We start from the raw sequence: 25547 nt of genomic DNA, 5'->3' as shown, positions 1-25547 counted from the left end.
TCCACCGTGTATATGGCACTACTTATGACAGCGTCTTCCACGCCGCCCACGCTCTCTGCGGGTTCCACACCGCCTACAAAATCGGCGTCCGCAGCCAGTGCCGACGACTTGCTGAGCACACGCCAGCGCGGCGAGCTGTTTCGGGTCTATAACTACTATCGTCTGGTGCTGGGCATATTGCTGATTGGGCTACTGCTGGTGGATACCACCAATTTTGACGGTCGCTTCCGCCAACTGGACTACTTTCAGGCGGGCGTCATCGCCTATCTGGCCGTAAACGCGTTTATAGCGGTGTTAATGATTGCCGGTTTCCAGCCCAGTGAGCGCCACATCAGCGTCTCCATTTTGCTGGATATACTGATTATTCATGGCCTGCTGGTCAGCAGTTCCGGCATCACCAATGGCATGGTAAACCTGGTGATCGTGTCAGTCGCCGCTGGCAACATCATGACGCCAGGGCGCATGGGTACATTTTACGCTGCCTTAGCCACTCTCAGTTCACTGGCCATTGCACTTTGGGCCATGCTGGAACAGGGCAAAAGCGCCGATGACGTGGTGCGGGCCGGGTCATTGGGTATTGTTTATTTTGTGACCGCCGCCGCTTTGCAATACATCGCCATCCGCCTGCGCCGCAGCGAAACTCTTGCCAACAGTCGTGCCCAAAGTCTTGCCGAGCTGGAGCAGATTAACCAACAAATCATTCAGCGCATGCGCACCGGTATACTGGCGCTAGACCGTGAAGGCCAGGTTCGCCTGATGAACGCCGCCGCCAGCGAGATGCTGGCAGGGTATACAGTTTCTGCGCAGCTAGCAGAAACTGAAAAAACAACGGGCGCGCACCTTCTGCCCGCAAGCCTGCTAACCGGATTCAAAAGCTGGCTGCTGCATCCGCAACAAAGCATCGCGCCATTTCAGCCCACAAGCACGTCGCCCCCCATACAAGCCACGTTTGCGCACCTGGACCAAAACAGCGGCGAACTGGTATTGATGTTTCTGGAAGACATCAGCCGCGTAACCCAGCAGGCGCAACAAATAAAGCTCGCCTCACTGGGCCAGTTAACGGCCAACATCGCCCATGAAATTCGCAACCCGCTGGGGGCCATCAGCCACGCAGCGCAGCTTTTGGACGAGTCGCCGAATATGGATACGGCCGACCAAAAGATGCTGACAATTATTCATCGCCACTCAAAGCGTGTGAACGCCATTGTAGAGAATGTGCTGGGTGTGTCTTGCCGTGAAACCCCAGCCGCCGAGCCGATTGATCTGCAACCCTGGCTGGAACAGTTCCGTGACGATTTTTTGCAAACCCACAGCCAACACAAACCCGTGCTGATCCGCCTTGACGTTCAGCCTGGCGCTCACCCCACGGCACGTTTCGACACCAGCCAGCTGGAACAAATTCTGATTAACCTGTGCGACAATGGCCTACGCTACAGCCAATTGCATTCTGGCGAGGCAAGAATAGAAATAGTCACCGGAATCGCCGCCGACGGCGCCCGCGCCTACATTGATATCAAGGATTACGGCCCGGGAATTGCCAAAGAAAACACGTCGTCTGTATTCGAACCGTTTTTTACAACTGACAAAAGTGGCACCGGCCTGGGGCTTTATCTGGCAAAAGAATTGTGTGAAGCGAATCAAGCCCACCTGTCGCTGATTAACACCGAACGGCCAGGTTGCTGCTTTCGCATTATGTTTGCCCATCCCGGGCGTGTGATTTGAAGGGAAATATGACCAAACTAACCGCGCTGATCGTAGACGACGAGCCCGACATCCGTGACCTGTTAGAGATCACCCTCAGCCGTATGGGTCTGAAAACGTTCACTGCGGGCACTCTGGCAGAGGGCGTCGCGGGCATGCAAAAGCACACCCCAAATGTGTGCCTGACCGATATGAACCTGCCAGATGGCAAAGGCATCGAGCTGGTGCAATGGATTCAGCAGCATGCGCCCAACACGCCGGTCGCCGTTATAACCGCCTACGGCAGTATGGACATCGCCATTGAATCCTTGAAAGCAGGTGCTTTTGATTTTGTGTCAAAGCCCGTTGAACTACCGCGGCTGCGGGAGCTGGTCAACACCGCCCTGAAACTGGCCCAAAACCCAGAGCCTGCGCAAGAAGACAATAGCGACCCGGGTTTGCTGCTGGGTAATTCCGCCCAGATTCATACCTTACGCAATCAGGCCCGCAAGCTGGCCCGCAGCCAGGCGCCGGTCTTTATTCAAGGCGAATCCGGCAGCGGTAAAGAGCTGGCCGCACGCACCATTCACCAGCAGGGCCCCAGATGCGACGGGCCGTTCATTGCCGTGAACTGTGGCGCCATTCCGTCTGAATTGATGGAAAGCGAGTTTTTCGGTCACAAAAAAGGCAGCTTTACGGGAGCCGTGGACAACAAAGCAGGCCTGTTTCAAAGCGCCAGCGGCGGCACCCTGTTTCTGGACGAAATCGCCGACTTACCACTGCCCATGCAGGTAAAACTGCTGCGAGCCATTCAGGAGAAGGCGGTGCGTCCGGTGGGCGACAGCCATGAAGTACCTGTGGATATAAGGGTGCTGAGCGCAACTCATAAAGACCTTCCGGCGCTGGTAAGAGCTGGTCTGTTCCGCCAGGATCTGTTCTATCGCATCAACGTGATTGAAATCCGCGTGCCGCCTCTGCGCGAACGCAGTGGTGATATAGCACTGCTTGCCAGGCACATACTGCAGCGCATCGCCCGCGAATACGAGTGCACACCCATCGCCCTTACCGATGCCGCCATCGACTATTTAAAGGGCTACCATTTCCCGGGTAATGTGCGTGAGCTGGAAAACATACTGGAGCGGGCGTTCACCCTGTGTGACAGCGACTTTATTGATAGCAGCGACCTTCAGCTTGGCAGTTCCTGCAGCTATGACAACAACACTGATCCGTCTTTGCTGACACCCACAGCTTCGGTAATGGCAACGGCGGATATTGAACTGTCGGAGCAAGGCCTGGACCTGGAGGGATATCTCGAGAGCATAGAGCGCAAGGCTATTGAGCAGGCGTTGGAAGCTACGCGCTGGAATAAGACGGCGGCGGCGAAAAAGCTTGGGATCAGTTTTCGGGCGTTGCGGTATAAGTTGAAGAAATTGGGATTGGAGTAAGAGATTACTTAAAACAAGGAACAGCGACGGCGAGATGCGGCTAAACAAGCTTTCTAGTAAAATTGCGAAATCGAACAGGACGTTCGATTTATGAATTTACCGAGATAATTAAAACAGGAACTTTCAAGGATGAAAATGTTCAAAAATTCCAAAGGGTTCACCCTTGTGGAGCTTATGGTCACTGTCGCTATAAGCGCCATAATACTAAATTTCGCAGCCAGCAACTTGTCAGGGGTCATTGAACGGGTAACCGCTTCGCAGGTAAAAACCAACCTTAGATCCATCTTCAGCGTCGCTCGATCCAACGCAGTCTATGAGCGGCAGCTTGTTACTTTGTGCCCCCTGGATGAACATAACCAATGCGTTTCTGATTGGGGTCGCCCTGTCAGTATCTTCATCGACCCTGACAATTCCAAATCCTTATCAGAAGCTATTCACCTGATCCGCGTGGCCCCTGTTACAACCAGCGGAATACTCACCCCCAGCGCGACAAGCCATGGCGGAAGACGGTACTTCCAGTACAAACCTGACGGCTCTGCACATGGCACCATAGGAAATCTGACTTGGTGCCCGCAAAGCAAGACCGTAGAGAGGGCCATTCAGTTACGGCTTAACTTTGGTGGCAGAGTTCGTTGGGCGGCGGATACAGATGGCGATAGTGTGGTTGAGGACTCTTCCGGACAGCCGATCGCATGCTAGTGCGACTCCGTGTAATTACCAGCAGCCTGCAGTCAGTGGAGTTTTAGCTCCCTGATGGTTTATCTCCAGCTTGCCGCAGTCATCGCCAGACTGCAGCGTTGTGGGTACTGCCTGCAGTTCAAAAGCACCTCGGGTAACATCTTCGGTAAACGAAATATTATAAGCCGTCGACTCATTGGTATTTCTGGGGGATGTGTTGAACGGCAACGTCGGGTTGCCGCCCCCGGCAGCCTGATAATCAAAGCTGGCCGAGTAGCGACGCTCCATGAATTGCACAAGCTCCAGGAGATCTGCCTGTGCCGCTGCACGCCTGGTGCTCTCAACGTAACGTTGATAGGACGGATAGGCGATCGCGGCCAATATGCCGATGATGGCGACAACGATCATCATTTCTATGAGTGTGAAGCCTTTTTGTCGCTGGGTTCTAAAAATCATCGAGCACACTCCTTGGAAGTTTTACACTGGTTCCCGCCTACTTGCTCCGGAGGAAACGGGGAACCAGACTCTATTGTTAATTTTTCAGAGCATAACTAGTGTACCGTCTGGTTAATTCGTTAATCTACTGCTTGGCACTGAGGGTTCTGGCCAAGGCGCCAGTCTGCAGATGAGGTCATTCCACATCAAAGGCTGGCAACACCGGTCCAGAGCCCTCAGGGACAAGCCCTTCGGGAGTTTCCGAGATGCGAAGTGCGTCGTTGCGATGTCTCGATTCGGAACCACCAAACCTTCACTACCGCGCCTAGCTCTTCGGATTCTCAGAAACTCAGTAGGTTTACGAATTAACCAGACGGGACACTAGCGCAGCTGCTGCCAGTTCTGTCGGCCTATATCTACCGGGCACTGCTCTTTTATTGTGATCCTTTCTCCACCCGACCCGCTCACAACCTTAATTTCCTCACACTGCGGTGGTGGTGGGCAATCTTCATCCTCGCAAGGCTCGGGTTCTTTAATACTAGTCAGAACCGTCGGTGTATTCATGATACCGATATCGGGCGCATACCCGGAGGCTGGCACGGATACTTCTACCTCGCCAATGGTGACGGTAATCAAATCGTCATTATTGAACACCCCATCGCCGTTCACGTCAAAGACGGAAAATCCAAGACGACTGCCATCGTTCGGGTCAACTTCCATAAGAAAGCTTGTACCGCCAGCCGAGCAGGGGTTGCTGGATGGAATCAGTGTCGTGAATATGACGCGGTCACCCCGTAGTAGCGCTCTGGACACAACACGTTCGCCAAGACTTACCGTCAATTTCAAATCGATATACCAACCCGCCTCGTCCGCTATGGTGTTGTCGGAAACAATCCGGAAGCGATTGGAGTTTTGAACCGCTTCAGTGAGTATCTCCTGCTTCAGCAAGTTTCCTTTTATGACTGGTTCGCCCCTGTCAATAATCCCATAGAAAGACTCGGTTTGGGGGCTGTCAGCGACAACATTCTGGCCAACTCTGTAAAAGCTGCCGGTGCCGAAATACACCATGTGTTCGCCGTCGGCGTTGAATGCCGAGGCCAATGGCGCGGTAATGGTTTGCCCTGTTGGGCCAGCAAATAGGGGCTGAACGTTGCTGCTTCCGGATATCAGGGTACTTGGGGCACCCCAGTCAGTTACATCGTCTCCAACAATATCCAGGCGCCATAGCTTGCCGCTAGTATCCCCAACGTAGATTCGGTCGGAGACACGGTCGGAGTCCAGATCCACAACCAGTGGCGAGCCAAGCTCGCCACTGTCTGGCAGCTGAAAAGTCCGGATCGGCACGCCAGTTTCCACGTCCAGTACCCACACCTTTCCGCCTCTCACGGGCGTGTCCTTGTATCCGCTGGAAACCACAACTCCAAACTTACCGTTGGGTAAGGCTACTATTGAAGGCTGTTGGATCGTGTTGCCCATATCGGTATGGGAAAACTCCCACATGAAGTCTTCCACACCAACGCTTTCAGGATTGGTTATATCCAGGGCAAATATACTGTTACCGCCGGCGCCAGTGCTTCCAACAGCTACGGTTGCCCATTTTTCAGACGTGCCCAGCCAGACATCACCAATTCTGGGCGTACCATCAACATAGTACCTATGGGTATACTCAAGCTCAGTTAATTCATGGAGATTCTTGATAATATCCGCGGGAACATAGGCAAATAACTCCTTGCCCGCATCCGTGCTTGACGCATTGAAACCATGCAGCATGCCATCATTGCCCCCGACTACGACGACCGGAGGACGATCCTGGTAAACATCGCTCGCGCGGAAATCATTGTAACTTTCGGTGATGATGGTCGTCGAAAACCCGGTTTGTGCGGCAAGATTGCCGTATCCGAAGTTCTGTTGATAGACGAATTGCGGATTGGAGTTAATGATGTCGCCTAGCCGACTGCCGCGTTCACGGAAAATTCCACCGGGATTGGCCAAGGTTTTTTCCTGCGTCCTGTCTCCCCGCAGGTAGTCTAATCGATCCTCGGCGACAACTGCTGACACAGGGGTGTTGATGTCGTTGCTATTTTTAGCGAGGGCTGTTTTTTGCGTGTCAGTTAAACCTGGATCAGTCCAGGTGAAGAGGGCGCCGGTTTTGGAAAGCAACACACCGTTGGCTTGGCCATCCGTGGAAAGATCCGAACTTGTCAAAATCTTGCGGTCGTCCACCTGGCCCGCCGTTAGCGCATCAAGCTGGTCGGCCGCGCTCCATGTAAATGTCTCAGCCAATGTATTGTCGCCCTGCAGCGCGAATGCCCGTAGATCACCACTCCAGCCCTGGCTATTGAACGAAGCCTGGTAGATCGCGGTTCCGGTATTCAGACTCGTCGAGCTGGCCGCAACGGAGGCCGCCGAAGCCGAATCGCGCAGGATGTCGGAAAATACCTTTTCCAGATCATTCGCTAGCTTGGACGGGTCAATCGCAAAGTAATAGTTGTCCGGAAAACCATCTCCATCGGCATCCCAAGAAGACTGGTCAGCGGGAAAATTCGCCTCTTTGTCATATCCCGCCCACTTGGCGGCATAAAACATCGGGCTTTCCAACAAGCCATCGCGGGCTCCACCTGCACTCAGTGTATAAGTTACGGAGGTGGCGGGATCGCTCACCCGACATTTATCGCATGATTCAACACCGGTCGGGTCGGTGTAGCTGTATTCATTTATACCCGAATGAGCATGGAAACCGTTTTCCTCGGTTCCATTCAGAACGTACCCGAAAGCCAGAGGCCGACTGGAAGATTGTTGGGCAACTCTTGTGGTTATCTCCAAAGTCGACTCAGTGATGGTGTATTGGATGGTGCCATACATATCCTGGTCATAGGCACCGCCCTGTTCTGCCTCTTCCCAGTTGACCAAAAACAAACCGGTTCCCGCAGCCAGGTCTTGGCTGATCACTTTAAAATCAACGATAGCGCAGTTTCCATCGTCTTCCGTGTTCTGACACGCCGGCAATATGGTCACTGCCCTTTCAGTGGTTTCAGGACGCGGGATATCAATCCTCGGAACGGCCGGGGCTAAAGCTACGGCAAAAGTTTTTACATTCTGATCGCCGGTGAGGTTCGGTCGAATATCATTTTCGTAGGCGTAGTTGGCGATTCCGACAGAATCAAAACCACCAGCCAGACGTGGGGCCTCAGGGCATAAACCGGCCACTTCCGCCAGAGATCCCACTAATTTGGATGTGCAAAGCTGGTTATTGGAGTTCAATGTCTCGCCTACGAACCACTCCTGGCCGTTGATTCCCTCGCTCGCGCCAATGGATTCGACAATTTGTCGGATTCCAGCGACCCCTCCGCTACCAGAAATATCAGAAACTGACTGGAGCTGATCCCGATCATAGGAGGCAGCTCTGCTGTTAAAGTTGATGACGTTCATTGGCGCGCATTGGAGGTCCTCGGAGAGCGTGTCACTCCAGGCTTGCCCCTGCAATCCGTCAAGCTTGTCTTTGCCTGTGAAGGCGAAGGCAGAGGTTGGTGCTGCCCCCGCAAAATACCGGATGGATTCCAGAAAAATCTCTGATTGGGGATTGCCCCAACTCATGCACTGCCCATTGCTAAAGCTTTTCAGGCCGAACGGGCAGTTTTCAGAATTTCCGGTGTAAACCCCACTTGAATTATAACCATACATCCGCAGTAGATTAATAGAGCTGACGATTCCACCGGCGGTTGGGGCATCCTTAAACGTCCCATCGGTCGCCACGTTCACTTCATCGTCGAAACCGGTAACATTTTTTCGCAGAACACCGCCAGATTTATTCTTCAGGTAACTGCCACTGAGCAGCCCGAAAAGAATCTGACTGTCATCGCCATACTGCTGCAAAAGGCCAACCGGTTTCAGGCTGCTGCCCGCTGCCGGGTATTCCTTGCAACGTTCAGTCCCGATAAGACCTGTTACACAAACCTCAACACGGACGTTATAGTCATCCTCGCCCAAGCCGACATCACTCTGGATCGGGTTGCGATCATTGGCAGCAAATCCGGTTACGCCAATGTTGTTGGCGTTTATGCCGTCGTTATCTGAGACCTCATCAGACCATCGACACTGATAACGCTCGTTCGCGCTCCAGAGGCCGTAATTGCCACGGGCAACGCTCAGGCGTGGTGGTTTACTCGCAGGTACAACCTCACCGTCATTCAAAGACGCATCGTTTGTCGTATTACAGAATGAGATACCTGACCTGGACAGGTTCTCGACCGTCCAATTTGACAGCTCATCACTGCCGTTCGCTCGGGTCACGTCGACGGTGATCTTGGCGTTGCCCAAATCAACACTCTTCACAGCGCCAAGCATGTACGCCTGACCAGAGGCAAGCAGTTTTACCACGCTGGAGCCGCTGTAAATTCTTACCTGGTCACCCCTTTGTACAGAACTCATAAATTCTGAAGCATTGATATCAAAATCGATATCACCGGTGGCAGGCGTGACCACAGAGTCACTGCCAGCGGTAATTGAATCACCGTTGGTAAAGGGCGTGAGACTGCTCAGGTTGTCCCCGTCGTAATATTTCACCCAGGAGTGTGCATCCGTCGGAACGTAAGCCCTTTCCAGAACAGTTTGATCCGCGGAGTCTACTCGACGGAAGCCACCAAACAGTATTTTCCGGACCACGTCCATACGGGACATGGCGAGGTAGTTCAGGAAGTTGCCGCTCCAGTCGCCACTGACCGAATCCACTTCATCACAGTACTTGTCGGAGGTCACGGCCTTAGGTTTGAATCGACCAAGATCCGTGATGTAGTCGTAACATTTATAACTATCGAAGTAGCCAAAGTAGTCATTATCGTGACCGTAGGTCCGATCAGGCTGCCCGTCACCGTCCAGGTCGAGGTAGTCAGGGTACGCCTCGAAGAAAAGCTGATGGTCATTCGACAACGACAGCATGACCTGTGGCTGAACACCCTGGGTCAAAAACAGCGGTGTTTGAGCCACCTGGGCCGCGCCGGCGGTCTGCATGAAGGCGCCGATACCCAGAAGTACAAGTAACCGTAAGCCCGTCTTAGTGGGCCCCATGTTGGACGTTACGTATTCTGTGACCATGGTGTGTCCTCATCACTTCAGAGCGCCCGATTCGGATCGCTCCTGTTTTTTGTTGCTATGCGCCCGTTCAAAAGGGCCCAAGACCTCTCAACTCGTTTGTCGGCTTATGCTCAGGGTATTGCACGCACGACACTAGTCACCACTACAACCGTTTCCTGGGAACCGCCAAACCCTCTCGCGGTGATCCTGTAGTACGGAGGCGGTACGAATACATCTGTGGGGGTCCCAGGCGGCAGAAGGGTGGTTATATGCTCGACAAAATACTGGGGGTTCTGGACCACACCGCGGAGAGTGCCAGGATAGGTTATGGCTGCTGCAGAGGCGGTGCTTGCACCGCCACCCCACTGAGGCCGGTTGGCATGATCGAGGACATAAAGTCCGTTGGAATTAGTAATGACAGGCTCACTTCCGGTCATGATGAGCGCTTCGCCCTCCCGAAGAGCCGCCTCCGCAGCCTGAAATGCCAGCTCCCGATCGTAGAGGTTCGCAGACATACGCTCCTGCATGATGGTCGTTTGCATACCGGCAACAGCTACCAACGTAATCAGCAGCAGCATTATGAGCGATACAATCAGTGCACTACCCCTCTGCCTTTCCTTGGAGAGGGGTAGTCGATGAGCTTTCAGCAGCGATCTTTCAGTCATGACAAGGCTCATTCCAGGCGATTTCGGATGGCGACCGTGGCCGAGCCCATGAGCCGGGCCCGGCGATCGGACTGTGTGGTAATCTGAGTACCGATCAGGTTGTAGGTATTAGCGGCCGGCTCATCAATGATGTTGTCTCCTGCCCGCATCAACAACGCGATGCGAACACTGACCACCTGATTCCAATTGGTGACCGCAGATGCTGGGGAGTAGGTGTCCGCACGGGGGTTGGCGTCAATGTTGTTGGCAACGCCGTACAAAACCTGCATATTTTCAACACCTTCGACCAGTTCGATCGCGCCGGAGGAATCACCCGCATCGAGGCGCTCGCGAAAAAGGGCGGGTTGTCCGCTTGCGCCTACGCCGATGTAATAGGTCGTACTTGCAAACAGGAAAACACTGCCGTCATCGTCGTAATCGCCTTTAAAATCGGCACCTCCCGTTTTATTCCCCGGAGTACCAGCACCCTTGGTAAGAGTGCCCGACAACGCATTAGTCGTCTGAAAAAGATCCCCGACACCACAATCTCCGGCCACAACAACCAAAATTGACCCTTGCGGAATATTTGAGTTGTCAACGACACCGAGGGTATTGCCATTACCATTAGGGTTTCCATTCAGTACAACGTCGGCCTCCGAGCCACTTTTAATCATCAGCACATCCGTACCAACAATAATATCGCCCGTGATCGACGTAGGCAGGCCGTCACCCGAACCGTTGCTCCAGGTGCCAGAGGGGGCAAGCGAGGTGATGGTGAAGGTACTGCCCAAACCTGTTCCGGAAGCCTCCCAGCCTCTGACAGCGCCTTGATTAATATCATAAATGGCTTCGTCGTAGGCGGAATCATTTTCATCAAGCTGATTCTCTGGTGGCCCTACAAGGCAACCCATGTGACCCGCCATCCGCGCATTATATTGCAGGTTACCAAGCGCAAAACGCATGTTTTCCTGAATTAGCGCGAGGCCATCCGTCAGACGATAGGTTTTGCTCGACCCCAGGAATATCTGTACCACACCCAGGGTAAGAACGAGCCCGAGCGCCAAGGCAATCATTAGTTCAATAAGTGAAAGGCCGGCCTGGTGCGGGTATTTAGCGGATCGTGTTGTTGTATTCATCATTATATATCGGCCTCCACCTCTATTGCGCCATCAGTGGTTTCACCTGAGCGGGCCTCCCATCTGACCGAAATGGTCATCACATTGCCGCTAACGGCGACACTAGCGTCGCCTCCTGGGAGCAGACAGGAAACACTGTTACGCCATTCCCCAACATCGTCGGTGGCGACGGAGCTGTTAGCGATTTCGTAAGTCAGGTCGCAACTGGGTGCTGACCCCAAGGCAAAGCCATAGCTTCCAACCGAAGCACGGTTTGCACGGGCACGCTCAATCAAATCCTCAGCCAGCAAGACCGCTTGCGTACGACTGAGCGCGCCGGTTGTCATCTGAATTCCATTGGACTGCAAGGAGGCCATACCGAGAAGACCGATTGCCAATACCAGTACTGATATTAGTACTTCAATCATGCCAAAGCCGCCCTGCCCAGCTGCGAGACGACGGGGGGCACTGCAGTAAACTGTTTGCTCGAAACTATCCTGCCTCATAAACAATCTCCTCGCACAACACTCGCTCTGCCCGATAATGTGATGCTGACTATACTGCGGCGTTCAACTTCGTCTGTCGCGCAGCTGCTATGCTGAACACTGATAGTGACTGCAGTTGTAGTTTGCGGAATTCTGGTGCCCCGCTGCGAGAAAGTGACGCTGTTGGCAGAAGAAAAGAGGGTCACGCCACTATTGGGATCAAATGTCCGGATGAGGCTTGTGGTGCCGCAGGTTGCACCAGTGTGAACACACCAGCCATTGTTGAAATCACTTGAGTCTGCTGAAAGCGTTACGTTGACACCGCGCTTGACCGCCTCACTGCGGGCGAACTGCACAGCCGAGAGCAATTTATTGGCTTGGGTGGTCGTGCGATTGTTTTCTATAACGGTTTGAAAGGAAGGAATAGCAACAGCCACGATGATCCCAAGCACTGCTATTGCCACCAACAACTCAATCAACGTAAAACCCGAACTTCTGTTTCTATAAGACATAGTCCACTTCCATTCTGACTTACTTGGAGATTAAACAACGTTTATCTTGTTTGCCATAGGCGACACGACGAACGGTGCCAGCCTAGGGATAAGCGGTAGGATAGTCGGAGTTTTTGTGATCGGGATCAGGTTTTTGCGCTGGAGGCGCTATGACACTGCGGGAATAACAGTAGAAGTCAGGAGACTTCCACTGCATCGATACGAAGTTCTTTCGGCATAGAGAACACAATATTCTCTTCACGCCCGGCAATCTCCTCCGGCACGCTGCCTCCAAGGTCTCGCAGGCGGTTAATCACATCGTTGACCAGCACTTCCGGGGCCGAGGCGCCAGCGGTAACGCCGATGGAGGATTTACCCTCCAGCCATTGAGGCTCAATCTGGGAAGCTTCGTCAATCAGGTAGGCCGGCGTACCCATGCGCTCCGCCAGCTCGCGCAGGCGGTTAGAGTTGGAACTGTTGGGGGAGCCCACCACCAGCATCAGGTCACAGTCGCCGGCCATTTGTTTGACGGCGTCCTGGCGGTTTTGGGTGGCGTAGCAGATGTCGTCTTTGCGCGGACCTTCAATCTTCGGGAACTTGGCCCGCAGGGCGTCGATTACCCGGGCTGTGTCATCCATAGACAAGGTGGTTTGGGTGACATAGGCCAGATTTTCAGGGTTTTTAACGTTTAGCTTTGCTACGTCGGCTTCGTTTTCCACCAGGTAAATATCGCCGCCGTTGGCGAAGTTGTACTGGCCCATGGTGCCTTCCACTTCCGGGTGGCCATGGTGGCCAATCAGCACGCATTCGCTGCCGTCACGGCTGTAACGCATGACTTCGATATGCACTTTGGTGACCAGCGGGCAGGTCGCGTCAAAGACTTTCAGGCCGCGGTCGGCGGCCTCTTTTTGCACGGCTTGGGACACTCCGTGGGCGCTGAAAATCACCAGCTTGTCGTCTGGCACTTCGCTCAGTTCTTCCACGAAGATGGCGCCGCGCTTGCGCAGGTCATCTACCACGGATTTGTTGTGCACCACTTCATGGCGTACATAAATAGGTGCGCCAAACACGTCCAGAGCGCGATTAACGATATCAATGGCACGGTCGACACCGGCGCAGAATCCACGGGGGTTTGCCAGACGAATTTGCATAAAGTTCCTGAAGGTCAGTGCGCAGGGCCTACCGGCTCTACGTCTATAATTTCTACGTCAAAGGTCAGTGTACGCCCAGACAGCGGGTGGTTGAAGTCCACTTCTACTTCGTCGCCCTCTACCCGGCTGATGGTACCCGGCAGCTCGTGCTGACGCGCGTCGGCAAAGGAGACCACCACACCCGGCTCCAGCACCATGTCGGCACCGAACCCATGGCGTTTCATCACCTGTAAGTTGTTGGGGTTGCGCTGGCCAAAGGCTTTTTCCGGTGGCACCTGATAGCTGGCTTTGTCACCGGCTATCATGCCCATCAAATAGGCTTCAAAGTTCGCTGGCAAACTTTCATCGCCAATGTCCAGGGTGGCCGGGTTTTTATCGAAGGTGGTATCAACCACTTCGCCGCTGTCGAATTTCAGCGCAAAATGCAGGGTAACCCGAGTGCCTTTATCTACAGGGAGTTCTTTCATAGTAGTCAGTCGCCTTTTGTGCCCGCATCGGCGGGTTTGCGAAACGTGTCGAGTATGATCATGGCGGCGCCAATGGTGATGGCGGTGTCGGCCAGATTAAAGGCCGGAAAATGCCAGTTCTGCCAATAAAAATGGAGAAAATCCACCACGTAACCGTGCACCACACGGTCGTACACATTACCCAAGGCGCCACCAAGAATCAGCGCCAAGGCAATGGCAGACCAGGTTTCATGGCGCTCCAGCTTTCTCAGCCATAGCACCAGCACTACGCTAACCACCAACGCCAGGATCACAAAGAACCAGCGCTGCCATCCGGCGGCGCCGGCCAGAAAACTGAAGGCGGCGCCGGTGTTGTGCAGCAGCGTAAAGTTGAACAGCGGCATCACCGGTACCGGATTGCCGTAACTGAGCATGGTGGTGGCCAGGGCCTTGGTGCCCAGATCAGTAGCGATCACCAGCGCCGTCAGCCACAACCACTTCAGTTTGCCCGCACCGGACTGGCCGCTATCGCCGGATTTTGCCATGGCGGAGCCCATCAGGCGAAGGCGCGGGTTTCACCCGAGCCATACACGTTGGTAACACAGCGACCGCACAAATCGGGGAGGTCTGCGTGGCTACCTACGTCGGCGCGGTGGTGCCAGCAGCGCTCGCATTTGGTATTGCTGGCGGGGCGCACCTGCACCAACAGCCCTTCATAACCGGTTTGTTCGGCGTCAACCGCCTCGCTTACCGGCTTCACGTCGGCTTCCGAGGTAATCAGCACAAAGCGCAATTCTTCGCCCAGATGTTTTAGTTTCTCGGCCAACTCGCCATCGCAGAACAGCGTCACTTCTGCGCTTAGGGAACCCTTGATAACGCCTTGCTTGCGGGCGTCTTCCAGGCGTTTGTTCACCGCTTCTTTCACGGCGGAAATGTCGCGCCAGTCATCACGGCCCAGCTCCACGCTCTGGGGCATTTCGCTCAGGCCTTGGTACCAGGTTTCGTAGAATACGGTGTCGCCGCGCTCGCCCGGCAGGTGCTGCCAGATTTCATCGGCGGTAAAGCTTAGAATCGGCGCAATCCAGCGCACCAGCGCTTCGGCCACATGGTAGAGCGCGGTCTGGCACGAACGCCGCGCCAGGCTGTCGGCCTGGGTGGTGTACTGGCGATCTTTGATGATGTCGAGATAAAAGCCGCCCAAAGTGGATTCACAAAAGTTGTACACTTTCTGGTAAATCTTCAGGAAGGCGTAGTTTTCATAGTCTTCGTTGATTTCGTTCTGCAATTGCAGGGCGCGGTCTACTATCCAGCGGTCCAGCGCCAGCATATCGGCCGGAGCCACCGTGTGCTGGGACGGCACGAAGCCGGCCAGGTTGCTCATCAGGAAACGCGCGGTGTTGCGGATGCGGCGATAACCGTCGGCACTTTGCCGCAGAATGTCTTTGGAGACGGTCATTTCGCCGCTGTAATCGGTGGCCGCTACCCACAGGCGCAGGATGTCGGCGCCCAGGTCGTTAGTCACTTCTTGCGGCGCAATCACGTTGCCCAAGGATTTGGACATTTTGTAACCCTTGCCATCCACGGTAAAGCCGTGGGTGAGCACCTGCTTGTACGGTGCCACGCCATTGATGGCGATGGAGGTCTTCAGGGACGACTGAAACCAGCCGCGGTGCTGGTCAGAACCTTCCAGGTACAAATCGGCCGGGAACTGGCCCAGCTCTTCGCGCACCCGCAAAACCGATTCGTGGGTCACACCGGAGTCAAACCATACGTCCAGGGTGTCCAACACTTTCTCGTAGTGATCGGCGTCGTCGCCTAACAGCTCGCGGGCATCCAGGTCATACCAGGCATCAATGCCATCGATTTCGATAGCTTGGGCCACTTTTTCGATCAGGCTCTGGGTGTTCGGGTGCAGATCCTGAGTTTCTTTGTGGATAAACAAGGTAATCGGCACGCCCCAGGTGCGCTGGCGCGATACGCACCAGTCCGGCGACTGGCGCACCATGGCGTCGATGCGGTTCTGGCCCCAGGTAGGCACCCAGCGCACGCCCTTAATCGCTTCCAGAGCGTCGGCGCGCAGGTTTTCTTTTTCCATGCTGATAAACCACTGCGGTGTGGCGCGGTAAATCAGCGGTGTTTTGGTGCGCCAGCAATGGGGAAAGCTGTGGCGGAACTTTTCTTTGCGTACCAGTTTACCTTCCCGGCTCAGCGCGTCGCAGACCGGGTCATCCGCCTTGTATACGTGAACGCCGGCGAACTCGCCGGTAGCGCTGGTGTAGGTGCCATCGGCCTGAACCCTATTCAGGGTGCCAATGCCGTAGATTTTGCCCACCACAAAGTCTTCCACACCGTGGTCTGGCGCGGTGTGAACGGCGCCGGTACCTGCGTCGGTAGAAACGTGATCGCCCAGAATCACCGGTACGTGTTTGTCATAAACCGGGTGTTGCAGCGCCAGATGCTCCAGCTGGGCACCGGTGCATTGTGCCAGCACCTGGTAACCGGCCACATCCCAGCGTGCCATAACGCCCTCTACCATAGCACTGGCCAGAATCATTCGCTCCGGACCGGCGCCAACATCGGCTTGCACCAGCGAGTAATCCAGCTCGGCGCCCAATGACACCGCCTGATTGGCGGGAATGGTCCAGGGCGTGGTTGTCCAGATGACGACGGACACATCGCCTTCACCGGCGCTGGTATTGAACAGCGACAGGGCTTTGGCTTGATCCACTGCGGTAAAACGCACGTCGATCTGGGTAGAGGTCTTGTCCTGATACTCTACTTCCGCTTCGGCCAGAGCCGACTGCCCTACCACGCTCCAGTAGACCGGCTTGTAGCCGCGCACCAGGTGGCCCTTGTCTACAATTTTACCCAGCGCACGCACAATGCCCGCTTCTACTTTCGGGTCCATGGTCAGGTAAGGCTTGTCCCACTCACCCATTACGCCCAGACGGATAAAGTCGGCTTTCTGGCCGGCAATCTGTTTGGTGGCGTAATCGCGGCAAGCCTGGCGGAAGGTTTTGTAATCTACCTTCACACCGGCTTTGCCGATTTTCTGCTCTACTTTGTGCTCGATAGGCAGGCCATGGCAGTCCCAACCGGGCACGTAAGGCGCATCAAAGCCCATAAAGCCGCGGGACTTAACAATGATATCCTTCAGGATTTTGTTAACCGCGTGCCCAATGTGAATGCTGCCGTTGGCGTAAGGAGGGCCATCGTGAAGAATGAACTTGTTACGCCCGGCGCGCTGTTCGCGCAAGTTGGCGTATACGTTCAGGTCCTGCCAGCGCTTGAGCATTTCAGGCTCGCGGTTGGCCAGGTTACCGCGCATGGGAAAAGCGGTTTCCGGCAGATTCAGAGTGTGCTTGTAGTCGCTCATGATGGCTGTACGTGCTCTATTGGGTCAGTTTAGGTAAATCTTTATTCTCAGCGAGCCAGCGCCGGGCGCTGCTGAAATCTTTGGCGATCTGGGCTTTCAGGGCGCCCACCGATTCAAAGCGGACTTCATCACGCAGGCCGTGGCGGAAGGTGACGTCAAGCCTCTGCCCGTAAAGCATACCGGCGTAATCAAACAGGTGCACTTCCAGTGCCGGGTGTTTGCCGTCGACGGTCGGCCGCAAGCCAATATTGGCAATGCCGTCGTGCAGGGTGCCATCGGCCAGTTTTACCCTTACCACGTAAACGCCCTGCAAGGCCGGCATTTGGGCCAGGCGGATATTCGCCGTTGGCGCACCAATTTCACGCCCCAGCTGGCGCCCATACACAATGCGGCCAGCAATGCGATATTTCCACCCCAGCAAATGCTCAGCGCTATACAGCTGATTGTCAGAAAGCAGTTTACGGATGCGGGTGCTGCTAACGCGGTCGCCCTCAATCACTACTGTGCGGGTGTTTTCAACTGTAAAGCCGGCGTCGGCGCCCACTTTCTCCAAAAAATTAAAATCACCGGAACGATCACAACCAAAACGGAAGTCGTCTCCCACCACCAGGTGCTTCACCGCCAGGCCTTGAATCAGCAGGCTATCCACAAAGCCCCAGGCCGAAAACTGGCGGAACTGCTCGTCAAAACGCAGGCACAGCACCGCATCAATACCCTGCCCTCGCAAAGCTTCCACTTTCTGGCGGAAACCGGTCAACCGCGGCGGCGCATCCACACCGCGAAAGAACTCCTGAGGCTGGGGTTCAAAAATCACCACCACCGAGGACAAGTTGTGCTTTGCGGCTTGTGTTTTTACCTGTTCCAGAATCGCCTGATGGCCGCGGTGCACGCCGTCAAAGTTGCCCACGGTAGCCACACAGCCACGCGCCAGTGGGCCTTCGCCCGATTGCGCCAGCGTTTTCAGGTTGGTCAGGCCGCGAATCAAGCGCATGCAAAGCAAACCTCTTTGCTAGTGAATATTGCCAATGAATAGCGGCAATAAAATCGTGCCAAGAATTACAGCCAATAAGCGTTTGGCACATTGATAAGGCGCGGGATTATACCTTACCTGTGGCGAAAATGTTTTATACGCACCCCGGCCAGCGCCAGTGTAACAAAGTACGCAAGTGTGCCTGCAATCACCAGTATTGCCATATCCTGGGAACGCTGAAAGCCGCCGGCCGCCAGCCACTGATTCACCGGCGCGTTGAGCCACAAAATCACCGCCACCAGCGCGCCGTTCGCCAGCGCGAGCTGCAGCCCGAACTTGCCCCAGCCGGGCTGGCTGCGCCAGGCGCCGATGGCCTTCAAACCCCGCCACAGCAAAAAGGCGTTGAGCCAGGCTGACAGCGATGTGGCCAGCGCCAGGCCTGCGTGCGCCAAGGGGAAGATCAGTATCAGGTTGAACACCATATTGGCGACCATGGCGATGATGCCAATTTTCACCGGGGTGCGAATGTCCTGGCGGGCAAAAAAGCCCGGCGCCAGCACCTTGATGACCATGAATGCCAGCAGGCCCGCGGAATAAGCGCGCAGGCTTTGAGCCGACATGGCCACATCGCGATCAGTCACTTCGCCATAGTGAAACAGCGTGGCAATGAGCGGCTCGGCCAGCAATCCCAAGGCCAGCGCAGACGGCACACCAATGATTAACACCGCCCGCACCGCCCAATCCAGAGTGGCGGAGAACTGATCCGCCGAGTCCGCCGTGTGCTTACGGGATAAGCTGGGCAAAATCACCGTTGCAATGGCTATACCGAATACCCCTAACGGCAGCTCCGCAAGGCGGTCGGAATAGTACAGCCAGGACACACTGCCGGTTTGCAGAAAAGAGGCAAGAACGGTGTCCAGCAGCAGGTTTATCTGGCTTACCGATACACCGAACAGCGCCGGCACCATCAGCTTCAGAATCCGGCTAACGCCCTCGTGGCGGTAATCCACCCGTGGCCGCGGCATCAAACCCAGACGCATCAAAAACGGTAGTTGGAAAAACAGCTGTAAGGCACCGGCAATCAATACACCCCAGGCCAGCGCCATTATCGGCTCGTTCATAAGCGGCGCTAGCCACACGGCGGCAGCAATCATCGCGAGATTCAGCAACACCGGCGTAAACGCGGGAACGGCAAAGCGGTCGTAGCTGTTGAGAATACCACCGGCGAACGCCGTTAACGAGATCAGCAATAAATAAGGGAAGGTGATCCGCAACATGTCGCTGGCCAGTGTGAATTTTATGTCGTCGCCCAAAAAACCCGGGGCAAACACCGCCGTCAGCACCGGCGCGCCAAGCATGGCCACCAGAGTGACCCCCAACAGCACCAGGCCCAACGAGCCGGCAACCGCATCCACCAGGCGCTTTACTTCGGTTGCCGGCTGGTTTTCACGATAAGACGACAGCACGGGCACGAACGCTTGCGAAAACGCACCTTCGGCAAACAATCGGCGTAGAAAATTAGGAATCTTGAAGGCCACAAAAAACGCGTCCGCACCGGCACCGGCACCAAAATAGCGAGCAATCACCATATCCCGCACCAGCCCCAGCACCCGCGACGTCATGGTCATCACCCCTACGACACCAGACGAACGCAGCAGGCCCGGCGCAGGTTTAATCGCGCTCACGGCGGGCACCGACGGCTCTGATGGGCGCGGCGATTCGGGTGTCGGGCCCTGGGGCCCGGGAGACTGTTCAGACATGGTGTTTTGGCCGACAAAAATAGAGAAGCGGGAGTTTATCACAAGCCCTGCCTTCGCTGGCATTGATCACTTTTTGGCTTGACAAGCCTCGCCGTTGGCGGCATAGTTCTGCGTCATTTATTTCGACGCGCTGGATCTGGCGCGCCCGCGATGAAAGAGAGTTGCGATACGGGTAACTGAAGGGTTACTGCAACTGCATCTGGCGCTCTCAAACCAAATATTCAGCAACGAATTCAAGTACTTTCAGGAGTTTTACGGTGGCAAATTCCCCGCAAGCCAAAAAGCGTGCACGTCAAAACGAGAACAGTCGCAAGCACAACACCAGCCTGCGTTCCATGGCTCGTACGTACATGAAAAAGATTCACGTTCAAATCGCTGAAGGCAATTATGAAGGCGCGAAAGCTGCTTTTCTGCAAGCCCAGCCGATTCTGGACAGCATGATTAACAAGGGTATCTTCCCCAAGAACAAGGTTGCTCGCATTAAGAGCCGCCTGAATATCAAGGTGAAGGCACTGCAAGCGGCGTAAGCCACTTAGGTGCACGAAAAACCGGCCAGTTGGCCGGTTTTTTTATGTCTGCAGAAACCGCAAGGAATAACGCTAAGAAACTATCATCATCTAAGAGGCGATCACCATGTTGTCGCGGTGAATCAGCTCTTCACCGGTCATAAAGCCCAGCAATTCCATGATGCGATCACTGGACTGGCCAGCAATCAAACGTGCAGCAGCGGCGTCGTAATTCACCAGGCCACGAGCCACTTCTTTACCCTGCTCATCCAGACACGCCACCATCTCGCCGCGGCGGAATTCACCACTGATACGGGTAACGCCTACAGGCAGCAAGCTGCGACCACCCTGTCGCAACACCCGCGCCGCGCCATCATCAATCACTAAAGCACCCCGGGTTTGCAGGTGACTGGCCAGCCACTGTTTGCGAGCCGCTACACGGCCCTGCTCCGGCAATAAAAGCGTACCCAACGCTTCGCGTTCGCGCAACCGGCCCAGAACATTGTCGATGCGCCCACCCACAATCACCGTGAAGGCTCCTGAGCGTGCTGCTAGCCGCGCCGCACGAAGCTTAGTCTGCATGCCCCCGCGGCCCAGCGCGCCGGCGCTACTGCCGGCCATGACATCCAGGTCGCGGTTACTGGCGAAGCACTCGTTCACCAATGTTGCGTCGCTGTGTTTGCGCGGGTCTTTATCAAACAGACCCAGCTGGTCGGTGAGAATAATCAGGCCGTCAGCTTCGACCACGTTGGCCACCAGCGCACCCAGGGTGTCGTTGTCACCAAAACGGATTTCATCGGTCACCACCGTGTCGTTCTCGTTCACGATCGGCACTACGCCCAGCTCCAATAACGCCCGCAGGGTGCTGCGGCCATTCAGATAACGCTTGCGATCAGACAGGTCGTCGTGGGTCAGAAGAATCTGGGCGGTGTGTATGCCGTGGCGCTTGAACTGTGCCTCCCAGGTTTGTACCAATCCCATCTGCCCTACGGCCGCGGCTGCCTGCAATTCATGCGCCTGCTGCGGCCGGCGAGTCCAGCCTAAACGGCTCATGCCCTCGGCAACAGCGCCGGATGACACCACCACCAGCTCGACACCGGCCTGCATCAGCGCCGCCATCTGGTCTACCCAGCGGCCCAGAGCAGGCACGTCCAGGCCTTCACCGTCGTTGGTTAGCAGAGCACTTCCGATTTTCACCACCAGGCGGCGGGCCTGTTGCAGCTGGGCGCGTTCAGTCATGATTTGAATACGGTCTCTTACAGGTGCCACCTACTCCGGCGCGTAAACTACTTCTACGTCACCATCATCGTCGTCGAAGTCGTCATCGTTGTCTTCTTCGCGGGCCGCGCGGCGAGCCATCTTTTCTTCGGTGATGCGGGCGCGGGCCTCTTCGTCCATCTGGCGACGGCGAGCTGCTTCCTGCTCGGCAGCTTCGGGGTTTTCAGCCTCTTCTGCCGCACGCTCCTCAATCCAGCGCATAACGGCTTGAGTCAGGGGCTTGGTACCTTCGCCGCTCAGGGCAGAGATACTGAACACCGGACCTTTCCATTCCAGCTCATCAACGATGGCCTGGCAGCGGGCCTCGCGCTCGTCTTCCGGCATCATGTCAACTTTATTCAGCACCAGCCAGCGATCGCGATTAGCCAGTGTTTCGCTGAACTTTTCAAGCTCGTGGGCGATGGCTTTTACCGCATAGGCCGGCGATGAACCGTCGTAGGGGGCCACGTCTACCAGGTGAAGTAGCAGGCGGGTACGCACCAGGTGCTTCAGAAAACGGATGCCCAGACCGGCACCTTCGGCTGCGCCTTCAATCAGGCCGGGAATATCGGCAATCACAAAACTCTGGTGATTCTGCACTCTGACCACGCCCAGGTTTGGCACCAGGGTGGTAAACGGATAGTCCGCCACTTTTGGCGTCGCCGCAGATACAGAGCGAATAAAGGTCGACTTACCGGCATTGGGCATGCCCAACAGGCCCACATCGGCCAGTACTTTCAGCTCTAGCCGCAGATTCCGGGTTTCACCCTCAGAGCCTTTCGAAGTCTGCCGTGGCGCACGGTTAATAGAGGACTTGAAGCGGGTGTTGCCCAGGCCGTGAAAACCACCCTGAGCGACTTTCTGGCGCTGACCTATGCCAGTCAGGTCACCCAGAACTTCGTGGGTGTCCATGTCCACTATGGTCGTACCTACCGGCACCGGCAGCACCAGATCTTCGCCTTTGGTGCCGGTGCAATTGCGACCGGAACCCTGTTCGCCGTTATGGGCTCTGTGCTGGCGCTGAAAGCGGTAGTCAATAAGAGTATTCAGGGCATCGTTGGCTTCCAGATACACAGAACCGCCATCGCCGCCATCGCCACCGTCAGGCCCGCCCCGAGGCACGTATTTTTCACGGCGGAAACTCAGGCAACCGTGGCCGCCTGTACCTGCTTCCACAATGATGGTGGCTTCGTCTACAAATTTCATATTGGCTGATGCTCTTTATGGTATTGGCTGCTGTTCTTTACGATGCTGACTGATCTTTACGATGTTGGCTGAAGCTCTTGCTGATAACGGTGCACTGAAAGCGAAACCCTACAAACCAAAAAACCCCGCAGCCTCAATGAAGCAGTGCGGGGCTTTCGGAGACCACGACTTATGCAGCTGAAACGATGCTTACATATTTGCGGTTCTTAGGGCCTTTTACTTCAAACCTCACCTGGCCTTCGGCTTTGGCGAACAAGGTGTGATCCTTGCCCAGCCCAACGTTGGTGCCTGGGTGAAAACGGGTGCCACGCTGACGGACAATGATGCTGCCTGCGGATACGCTTTCGCCGCCGTAGCGCTTCACACCAAGTCGTTTCGACTCGGAATCACGACCGTTACGGGTACTACCTGCTGCTTTTTTATGAGCCATGATAAGCCTCCTAATTAATGGGTGTTCACCGGCTTTTTACCTGGACTAGCCCTGGATACCCGTGATCTTTACTTCAGTAAACCACTGACGGTGGCCCTGACGCTTCATAGAATGCTTCCGGCGACGAAACTTGATGATCTGGATCTTGTCGTGACGACCGTGGCTGACGACTTCCGCAGTCACTTTGGCGCCTTCAACAACCGGCGCGCCTACTTTAACATCGTCGCCGTTGGCGATCAGCAAAACACGGTCGAACTCAATGTTACTACCGGTTTCTACTTCCAGCTTCTCCAGCTTCAGAGTTTCGCCTTCCTTTACACGGTGCTGTTTGCCACCGCTAACAATAACTGCGTACATGTCTGCTCTCCGCGATTGACCCATCCCTGCTCTTATCCACCTGGTTCTAAGGGAAGCGCTTTGGCGACCCTATAGCAGGGAGCGCAGGTTGGGATGAGTTGGGCGCGTGATTGTACGAAAAGCCGCCACGCAATACAAGCTGTGTTGACACTCTTGACCGAGTTACGTTGACACTCTTCGCCTTGTTACCTAGCATTGCCGCGACCCGCCTGTTTTATCGACAGCAACGACACCGCCAAACACCGGAACCCTTCGATGACAGCCCAACGCATCTACGACACCGTGGCAGACGACTTCAGCCGCGTTAACGAACTGATTATCCAGCGCTTGTCATCCGATGTTCCGATGGTCGAAAAAATTGCGCAGTACATTATTGAAAGCGGCGGCAAGCGCTTACGACCGCTGCTGGTCCTGCTCGCAAGCCGCGCTGCCGGCTACAACGAAGACCATCACCTGAAACTGGCCGCTGTTATCGAATTTTTGCACACCGCCACCCTGCTCCATGACGATGTGGTGGACACCTCCGACATGCGTCGGGGGCGCAGCACTGCCAACGCCAAGTGGGGCAACGCACCCAGTGTGCTGGTGGGCGACTTTCTATACGCCCGCGCCTTTGAAATGATGGTCGAGCTGGAAAGCCTGCCAATCATGAAGGTGTTATCACACGCAACCGCGGTGATTGCCGAAGGCGAAATGATGCAGCTGATGAATGTCAAGAATCCGAATTTGACCGAAAACCAGTACATGCAGGTGATTCATAACAAAACGGCGATGCTGTTCGAGGCCTCGTCGCACTCCGGCGCCTTGCTAGCCGGCGCAAGCCACGTCCAGGAAGAAGCACTGAAGAATTATGGAAAGCACCTGGGGCTGGCATTTCAACTGGTGGACGACGTACTGGACTATCGCGGTGACGCCGAAACCATGGGTAAAAACGTGGGTGACGATCTGGCCGAAGGCAAAACCACATTACCGCTAATTTATGCCATAGCCAACAGCAACGATGACGAAAAACAGCTGATTCGCCGCGCGGTCCGCAAGGGCGGGCTAGACGATCTACAACCGGTGCTGGCGATTATAAACACCACCGGCGCGCTGGATTACGCCATAGCCAAAGCCAAAGATCAGGCGCAGCAGGCCAAGGACTGCTTGCAAAGTCTACCCGCTAGCGAACACCTCGACGCGCTCCACCTGCTGGCCGACATTGCGGTTGCCCGCATCAGCTGAACAGCAGCCACCCGGCAATCAGAACCCTTTACCCACAAAAAAACCTGCATCGCAACGATGCAGGTTTTTTGTGGCACGCAGCCTTTCCAAAACGTGAGCGTTATTCGAAAGCCCAACGCAGGAAGTTTTTCTTCTCTTCGTCTGAGGCGGTTGCCCAAACGGCCTTTAGAGTGTCCAGAGCATTGCCTTGCGCTGCAGCTGATGTCGCTTGAACGCCTGCTGTTCCCGGAATAGGTGTTCTGGCCAGTGCCTGGCTTGGCACGTATTTCGTTGATACGGTCGCTACCTGGCCAGCACTGCTTACAATCTCCGCTGAAAAATCTTTCATCTCACGCTCGGCTTCTCTACGCGTTGTCGGCTTGTTAAAGCGGAACTCGTAGACGGTGCCGGCTTTGGCGTCGAAGCTGGCCAGCTGCGGCTTGCTTTCAACAATATCAACCTTGGACTCGCCATTATCCACGACGGTGGTCTTTGCCCAGATGGTTTTGTAAACGAACACCACATCGTTCTGGCCGGGCAACAGAGCGTAGTCGAGCGCCAGATCGTTCATCAGGAAGTTACCTACGGAGCGCCCGTTAACCTCGGTTACCCGAATTTCTCCCGGTGCTTTCAACGTCGCCGCATTCGCGGCCTGGGCCGGGTTGCCTTGCCAGGTTTCTACCCGGGTCATGGAACTGGAACAGCCAGCAAGAAATACCAGCATAACGGCAGGAAGCAGCAACCTGAAAACAGAAAACGAGCCAGACAGACGGCAATGATTCATTGGATCTCCTTGATGCAACAATAAAGAAAAGGTGCAAAATCAACTGTACCGGCTACAG

General features: G+C 55.2%; 22 protein-coding genes. 5 read left to right on the top strand and 17 right to left on the bottom strand.

Features of this window, described 5'->3' with window-relative positions; all coding sequences use genetic code 11:
* The first annotated feature begins 24 nt into the window (after positions 1 to 24).
* The 3 genes from A3OI_RS0115430 (at position 25) to A3OI_RS0115420 (ending at position 3824) form a co-directional block, all read left to right on the top strand.
* On the top strand, positions 25 to 1722 hold the full coding sequence (locus A3OI_RS0115430; RefSeq protein WP_018405151.1) for a sensor histidine kinase: 1698 nt from the start codon (positions 25 to 27) through the stop codon (positions 1720 to 1722).
* A gap of 8 nt (positions 1723 to 1730) precedes the next feature.
* Positions 1731 to 3125 (top strand): sigma-54-dependent transcriptional regulator, encoded by a 1395-nt coding sequence (locus tag A3OI_RS0115425; protein ID WP_018405150.1) that lies wholly within the window; start codon positions 1731 to 1733, stop codon positions 3123 to 3125.
* A gap of 129 nt (positions 3126 to 3254) precedes the next feature.
* Complete coding sequence (locus A3OI_RS0115420; RefSeq protein ID WP_018405149.1) at positions 3255 to 3824, top strand: GspH/FimT family pseudopilin; 570 nt, start codon at positions 3255 to 3257, stop codon at positions 3822 to 3824.
* A 15-nt stretch (positions 3825 to 3839) separates the two neighbouring features.
* Here A3OI_RS0115420 and A3OI_RS24050 read toward each other — a convergent pair whose 3' ends face one another.
* From A3OI_RS24050 to murJ, 12 genes are all read right to left on the bottom strand, one after another.
* Complete coding sequence (locus tag A3OI_RS24050; protein WP_018405148.1) at positions 3840 to 4259, bottom strand: type IV pilin protein; 420 nt, start codon at positions 4257 to 4259, stop codon at positions 3840 to 3842.
* Positions 4260 to 4619: 360 nt separating this feature from the next.
* Positions 4620 to 9221: a pilus assembly protein gene (locus A3OI_RS20475; RefSeq protein ID WP_177313719.1), complete on the bottom strand. Its 4602-nt coding sequence runs from the start codon at positions 9219 to 9221 to the stop codon at positions 4620 to 4622.
* Between the two features lie 218 nt (positions 9222 to 9439).
* Positions 9440 to 9973 carry a pilus assembly PilX family protein gene (locus A3OI_RS23230; RefSeq protein ID WP_018405146.1) on the bottom strand — a complete coding sequence of 178 codons (534 nt, stop codon included), beginning with the start codon at positions 9971 to 9973 and terminating at the stop codon, positions 9440 to 9442.
* 8 nt (positions 9974 to 9981) lie between these two features.
* The gene (locus tag A3OI_RS20470; protein ID WP_018405145.1) at positions 9982 to 11091 is read right to left on the bottom strand and encodes a PilW family protein; all 1110 of its coding nucleotides are present in this window, start codon (positions 11089 to 11091) and stop codon (positions 9982 to 9984) included.
* On the bottom strand, positions 11091 to 11573 hold the full coding sequence (gene pilV / locus A3OI_RS0115395) for a type IV pilus modification protein PilV (RefSeq protein ID WP_018405144.1): 483 nt from the start codon (positions 11571 to 11573) through the stop codon (positions 11091 to 11093). Before pilV ends, A3OI_RS20470 begins: the two co-directional genes overlap by 1 nt.
* Entirely contained in the window at positions 11570 to 12064 is a 495-nt protein-coding gene (locus tag A3OI_RS0115390) for a GspH/FimT family pseudopilin (RefSeq protein ID WP_018405143.1), read from the bottom strand. The genes pilV and A3OI_RS0115390 overlap by 4 nt, the downstream gene beginning before the upstream one ends.
* A gap of 176 nt (positions 12065 to 12240) precedes the next feature.
* Positions 12241 to 13194, bottom strand: a complete 954-nt coding sequence (gene ispH, locus A3OI_RS0115385) for a 4-hydroxy-3-methylbut-2-enyl diphosphate reductase (protein WP_018405142.1) — start codon at positions 13192 to 13194, stop codon at positions 12241 to 12243.
* A 14-nt stretch (positions 13195 to 13208) separates the two neighbouring features.
* Complete coding sequence (locus A3OI_RS0115380) at positions 13209 to 13661, bottom strand: FKBP-type peptidyl-prolyl cis-trans isomerase (protein WP_018405141.1); 453 nt, start codon at positions 13659 to 13661, stop codon at positions 13209 to 13211.
* 5 nt (positions 13662 to 13666) lie between these two features.
* Positions 13667 to 14197 (bottom strand): signal peptidase II, encoded by a 531-nt coding sequence (gene lspA, locus A3OI_RS0115375; RefSeq protein WP_018405140.1) that lies wholly within the window; start codon positions 14195 to 14197, stop codon positions 13667 to 13669.
* A complete protein-coding gene (gene ileS, locus A3OI_RS0115370; RefSeq protein WP_018405139.1) occupies positions 14197 to 17016 on the bottom strand; it encodes an isoleucine--tRNA ligase in 2820 nt (939 codons plus the stop codon). Before ileS ends, lspA begins: the two co-directional genes overlap by 1 nt.
* Before the next feature lie 16 nt (positions 17017 to 17032).
* Entirely contained in the window at positions 17033 to 18007 is a 975-nt protein-coding gene (gene ribF / locus A3OI_RS0115365) for a bifunctional riboflavin kinase/FAD synthetase (RefSeq protein ID WP_018405138.1), read from the bottom strand.
* A 113-nt stretch (positions 18008 to 18120) separates the two neighbouring features.
* On the bottom strand, positions 18121 to 19746 hold the full coding sequence (gene murJ / locus A3OI_RS0115360; protein ID WP_407635532.1) for a murein biosynthesis integral membrane protein MurJ: 1626 nt from the start codon (positions 19744 to 19746) through the stop codon (positions 18121 to 18123).
* A gap of 257 nt (positions 19747 to 20003) precedes the next feature.
* On the opposite strand from murJ, the gene rpsT reads away from it, so the two are divergent.
* Positions 20004 to 20273 (top strand): 30S ribosomal protein S20, encoded by a 270-nt coding sequence (gene rpsT, locus A3OI_RS0115355; RefSeq protein ID WP_018405136.1) that lies wholly within the window; start codon positions 20004 to 20006, stop codon positions 20271 to 20273.
* A gap of 90 nt (positions 20274 to 20363) precedes the next feature.
* Here rpsT and proB read toward each other — a convergent pair whose 3' ends face one another.
* From proB to rplU, 4 genes are all read right to left on the bottom strand, one after another.
* Positions 20364 to 21491, bottom strand: coding sequence for a glutamate 5-kinase (gene proB, locus A3OI_RS0115350; protein ID WP_018405135.1), 1128 nt, complete (start codon positions 21489 to 21491; stop codon positions 20364 to 20366).
* A 30-nt stretch (positions 21492 to 21521) separates the two neighbouring features.
* Positions 21522 to 22715 carry an Obg family GTPase CgtA gene (gene cgtA, locus A3OI_RS0115345; RefSeq protein WP_018405134.1) on the bottom strand — a complete coding sequence of 398 codons (1194 nt, stop codon included), beginning with the start codon at positions 22713 to 22715 and terminating at the stop codon, positions 21522 to 21524.
* A gap of 169 nt (positions 22716 to 22884) precedes the next feature.
* Positions 22885 to 23145, bottom strand: a complete 261-nt coding sequence (gene rpmA, locus A3OI_RS0115340) for a 50S ribosomal protein L27 (RefSeq protein ID WP_018405133.1) — start codon at positions 23143 to 23145, stop codon at positions 22885 to 22887.
* 45 nt (positions 23146 to 23190) lie between these two features.
* Positions 23191 to 23502 carry a 50S ribosomal protein L21 gene (gene rplU / locus A3OI_RS0115335; protein WP_014870018.1) on the bottom strand — a complete coding sequence of 104 codons (312 nt, stop codon included), beginning with the start codon at positions 23500 to 23502 and terminating at the stop codon, positions 23191 to 23193.
* A 255-nt stretch (positions 23503 to 23757) separates the two neighbouring features.
* Between rplU and A3OI_RS0115330 the strand changes: the two genes are divergently transcribed.
* Positions 23758 to 24726 (top strand): polyprenyl synthetase family protein, encoded by a 969-nt coding sequence (locus tag A3OI_RS0115330; protein WP_018405132.1) that lies wholly within the window; start codon positions 23758 to 23760, stop codon positions 24724 to 24726.
* Between the two features lie 100 nt (positions 24727 to 24826).
* Here the strand turns inward: A3OI_RS0115330 and A3OI_RS0115325 are convergent, their stop codons facing one another.
* Positions 24827 to 25489 carry a DUF2057 family protein gene (locus A3OI_RS0115325; protein ID WP_018405131.1) on the bottom strand — a complete coding sequence of 221 codons (663 nt, stop codon included), beginning with the start codon at positions 25487 to 25489 and terminating at the stop codon, positions 24827 to 24829.
* Positions 25490 to 25547 lie beyond the last annotated feature (58 nt).

This window comes from Marinobacter gelidimuriae, from assembly GCF_000372805.1.
GTDB lineage: Bacteria > Pseudomonadota > Gammaproteobacteria > Pseudomonadales > Oleiphilaceae > Marinobacter > Marinobacter gelidimuriae.
Note: the sequence above shows the minus strand (reverse complement) of the source record. Positions and strands in the feature narration are given on the sequence as shown.

Bases quoted from the DNA above. Each gene is read 5' to 3' on its own strand.
- ispH (WP_018405142.1), bottom strand. From the start codon at position 13,194: ATGCAAATTCGTCTGGCAAACCCCCGTGGATTCTGCGCCGGTGTCGAC.
- A3OI_RS20470 (WP_018405145.1), bottom strand. From the start codon at position 11,091: ATGATGAATACAACAACACGATCCGCTAAATACCCGCACCAGGCCGGC.
- A3OI_RS24050 (WP_018405148.1), bottom strand. From the start codon at position 4,259: ATGATTTTTAGAACCCAGCGACAAAAAGGCTTCACACTCATAGAAATG.
- A3OI_RS0115380 (WP_018405141.1), bottom strand. From the start codon at position 13,661: ATGAAAGAACTCCCTGTAGATAAAGGCACTCGGGTTACCCTGCATTTT.
- rpmA (WP_018405133.1), bottom strand. From the start codon at position 23,145: ATGGCTCATAAAAAAGCAGCAGGTAGTACCCGTAACGGTCGTGATTCC.
- proB (WP_018405135.1), bottom strand. From the start codon at position 21,491: ATGACTGAACGCGCCCAGCTGCAACAGGCCCGCCGCCTGGTGGTGAAA.
- A3OI_RS23230 (WP_018405146.1), bottom strand. From the start codon at position 9,973: ATGACTGAAAGATCGCTGCTGAAAGCTCATCGACTACCCCTCTCCAAG.
- A3OI_RS0115390 (WP_018405143.1), bottom strand. From the start codon at position 12,064: ATGTCTTATAGAAACAGAAGTTCGGGTTTTACGTTGATTGAGTTGTTG.
- A3OI_RS0115330 (WP_018405132.1), top strand. From the start codon at position 23,758: ATGACAGCCCAACGCATCTACGACACCGTGGCAGACGACTTCAGCCGC.
- lspA (WP_018405140.1), bottom strand. From the start codon at position 14,197: ATGGGCTCCGCCATGGCAAAATCCGGCGATAGCGGCCAGTCCGGTGCG.
- murJ (WP_407635532.1), bottom strand. From the start codon at position 19,746: ATGTCTGAACAGTCTCCCGGGCCCCAGGGCCCGACACCCGAATCGCCG.
- ileS (WP_018405139.1), bottom strand. From the start codon at position 17,016: ATGAGCGACTACAAGCACACTCTGAATCTGCCGGAAACCGCTTTTCCC.
- rplU (WP_014870018.1), bottom strand. From the start codon at position 23,502: ATGTACGCAGTTATTGTTAGCGGTGGCAAACAGCACCGTGTAAAGGAA.
- ribF (WP_018405138.1), bottom strand. From the start codon at position 18,007: ATGCGCTTGATTCGCGGCCTGACCAACCTGAAAACGCTGGCGCAATCG.
- A3OI_RS0115430 (WP_018405151.1), top strand. From the start codon at position 25: ATGACAGCGTCTTCCACGCCGCCCACGCTCTCTGCGGGTTCCACACCG.
- pilV (WP_018405144.1), bottom strand. From the start codon at position 11,573: ATGAGGCAGGATAGTTTCGAGCAAACAGTTTACTGCAGTGCCCCCCGT.
- cgtA (WP_018405134.1), bottom strand. From the start codon at position 22,715: ATGAAATTTGTAGACGAAGCCACCATCATTGTGGAAGCAGGTACAGGC.
- A3OI_RS0115420 (WP_018405149.1), top strand. From the start codon at position 3,255: ATGAAAATGTTCAAAAATTCCAAAGGGTTCACCCTTGTGGAGCTTATG.
- A3OI_RS0115325 (WP_018405131.1), bottom strand. From the start codon at position 25,489: ATGAATCATTGCCGTCTGTCTGGCTCGTTTTCTGTTTTCAGGTTGCTG.
- A3OI_RS0115425 (WP_018405150.1), top strand. From the start codon at position 1,731: ATGACCAAACTAACCGCGCTGATCGTAGACGACGAGCCCGACATCCGT.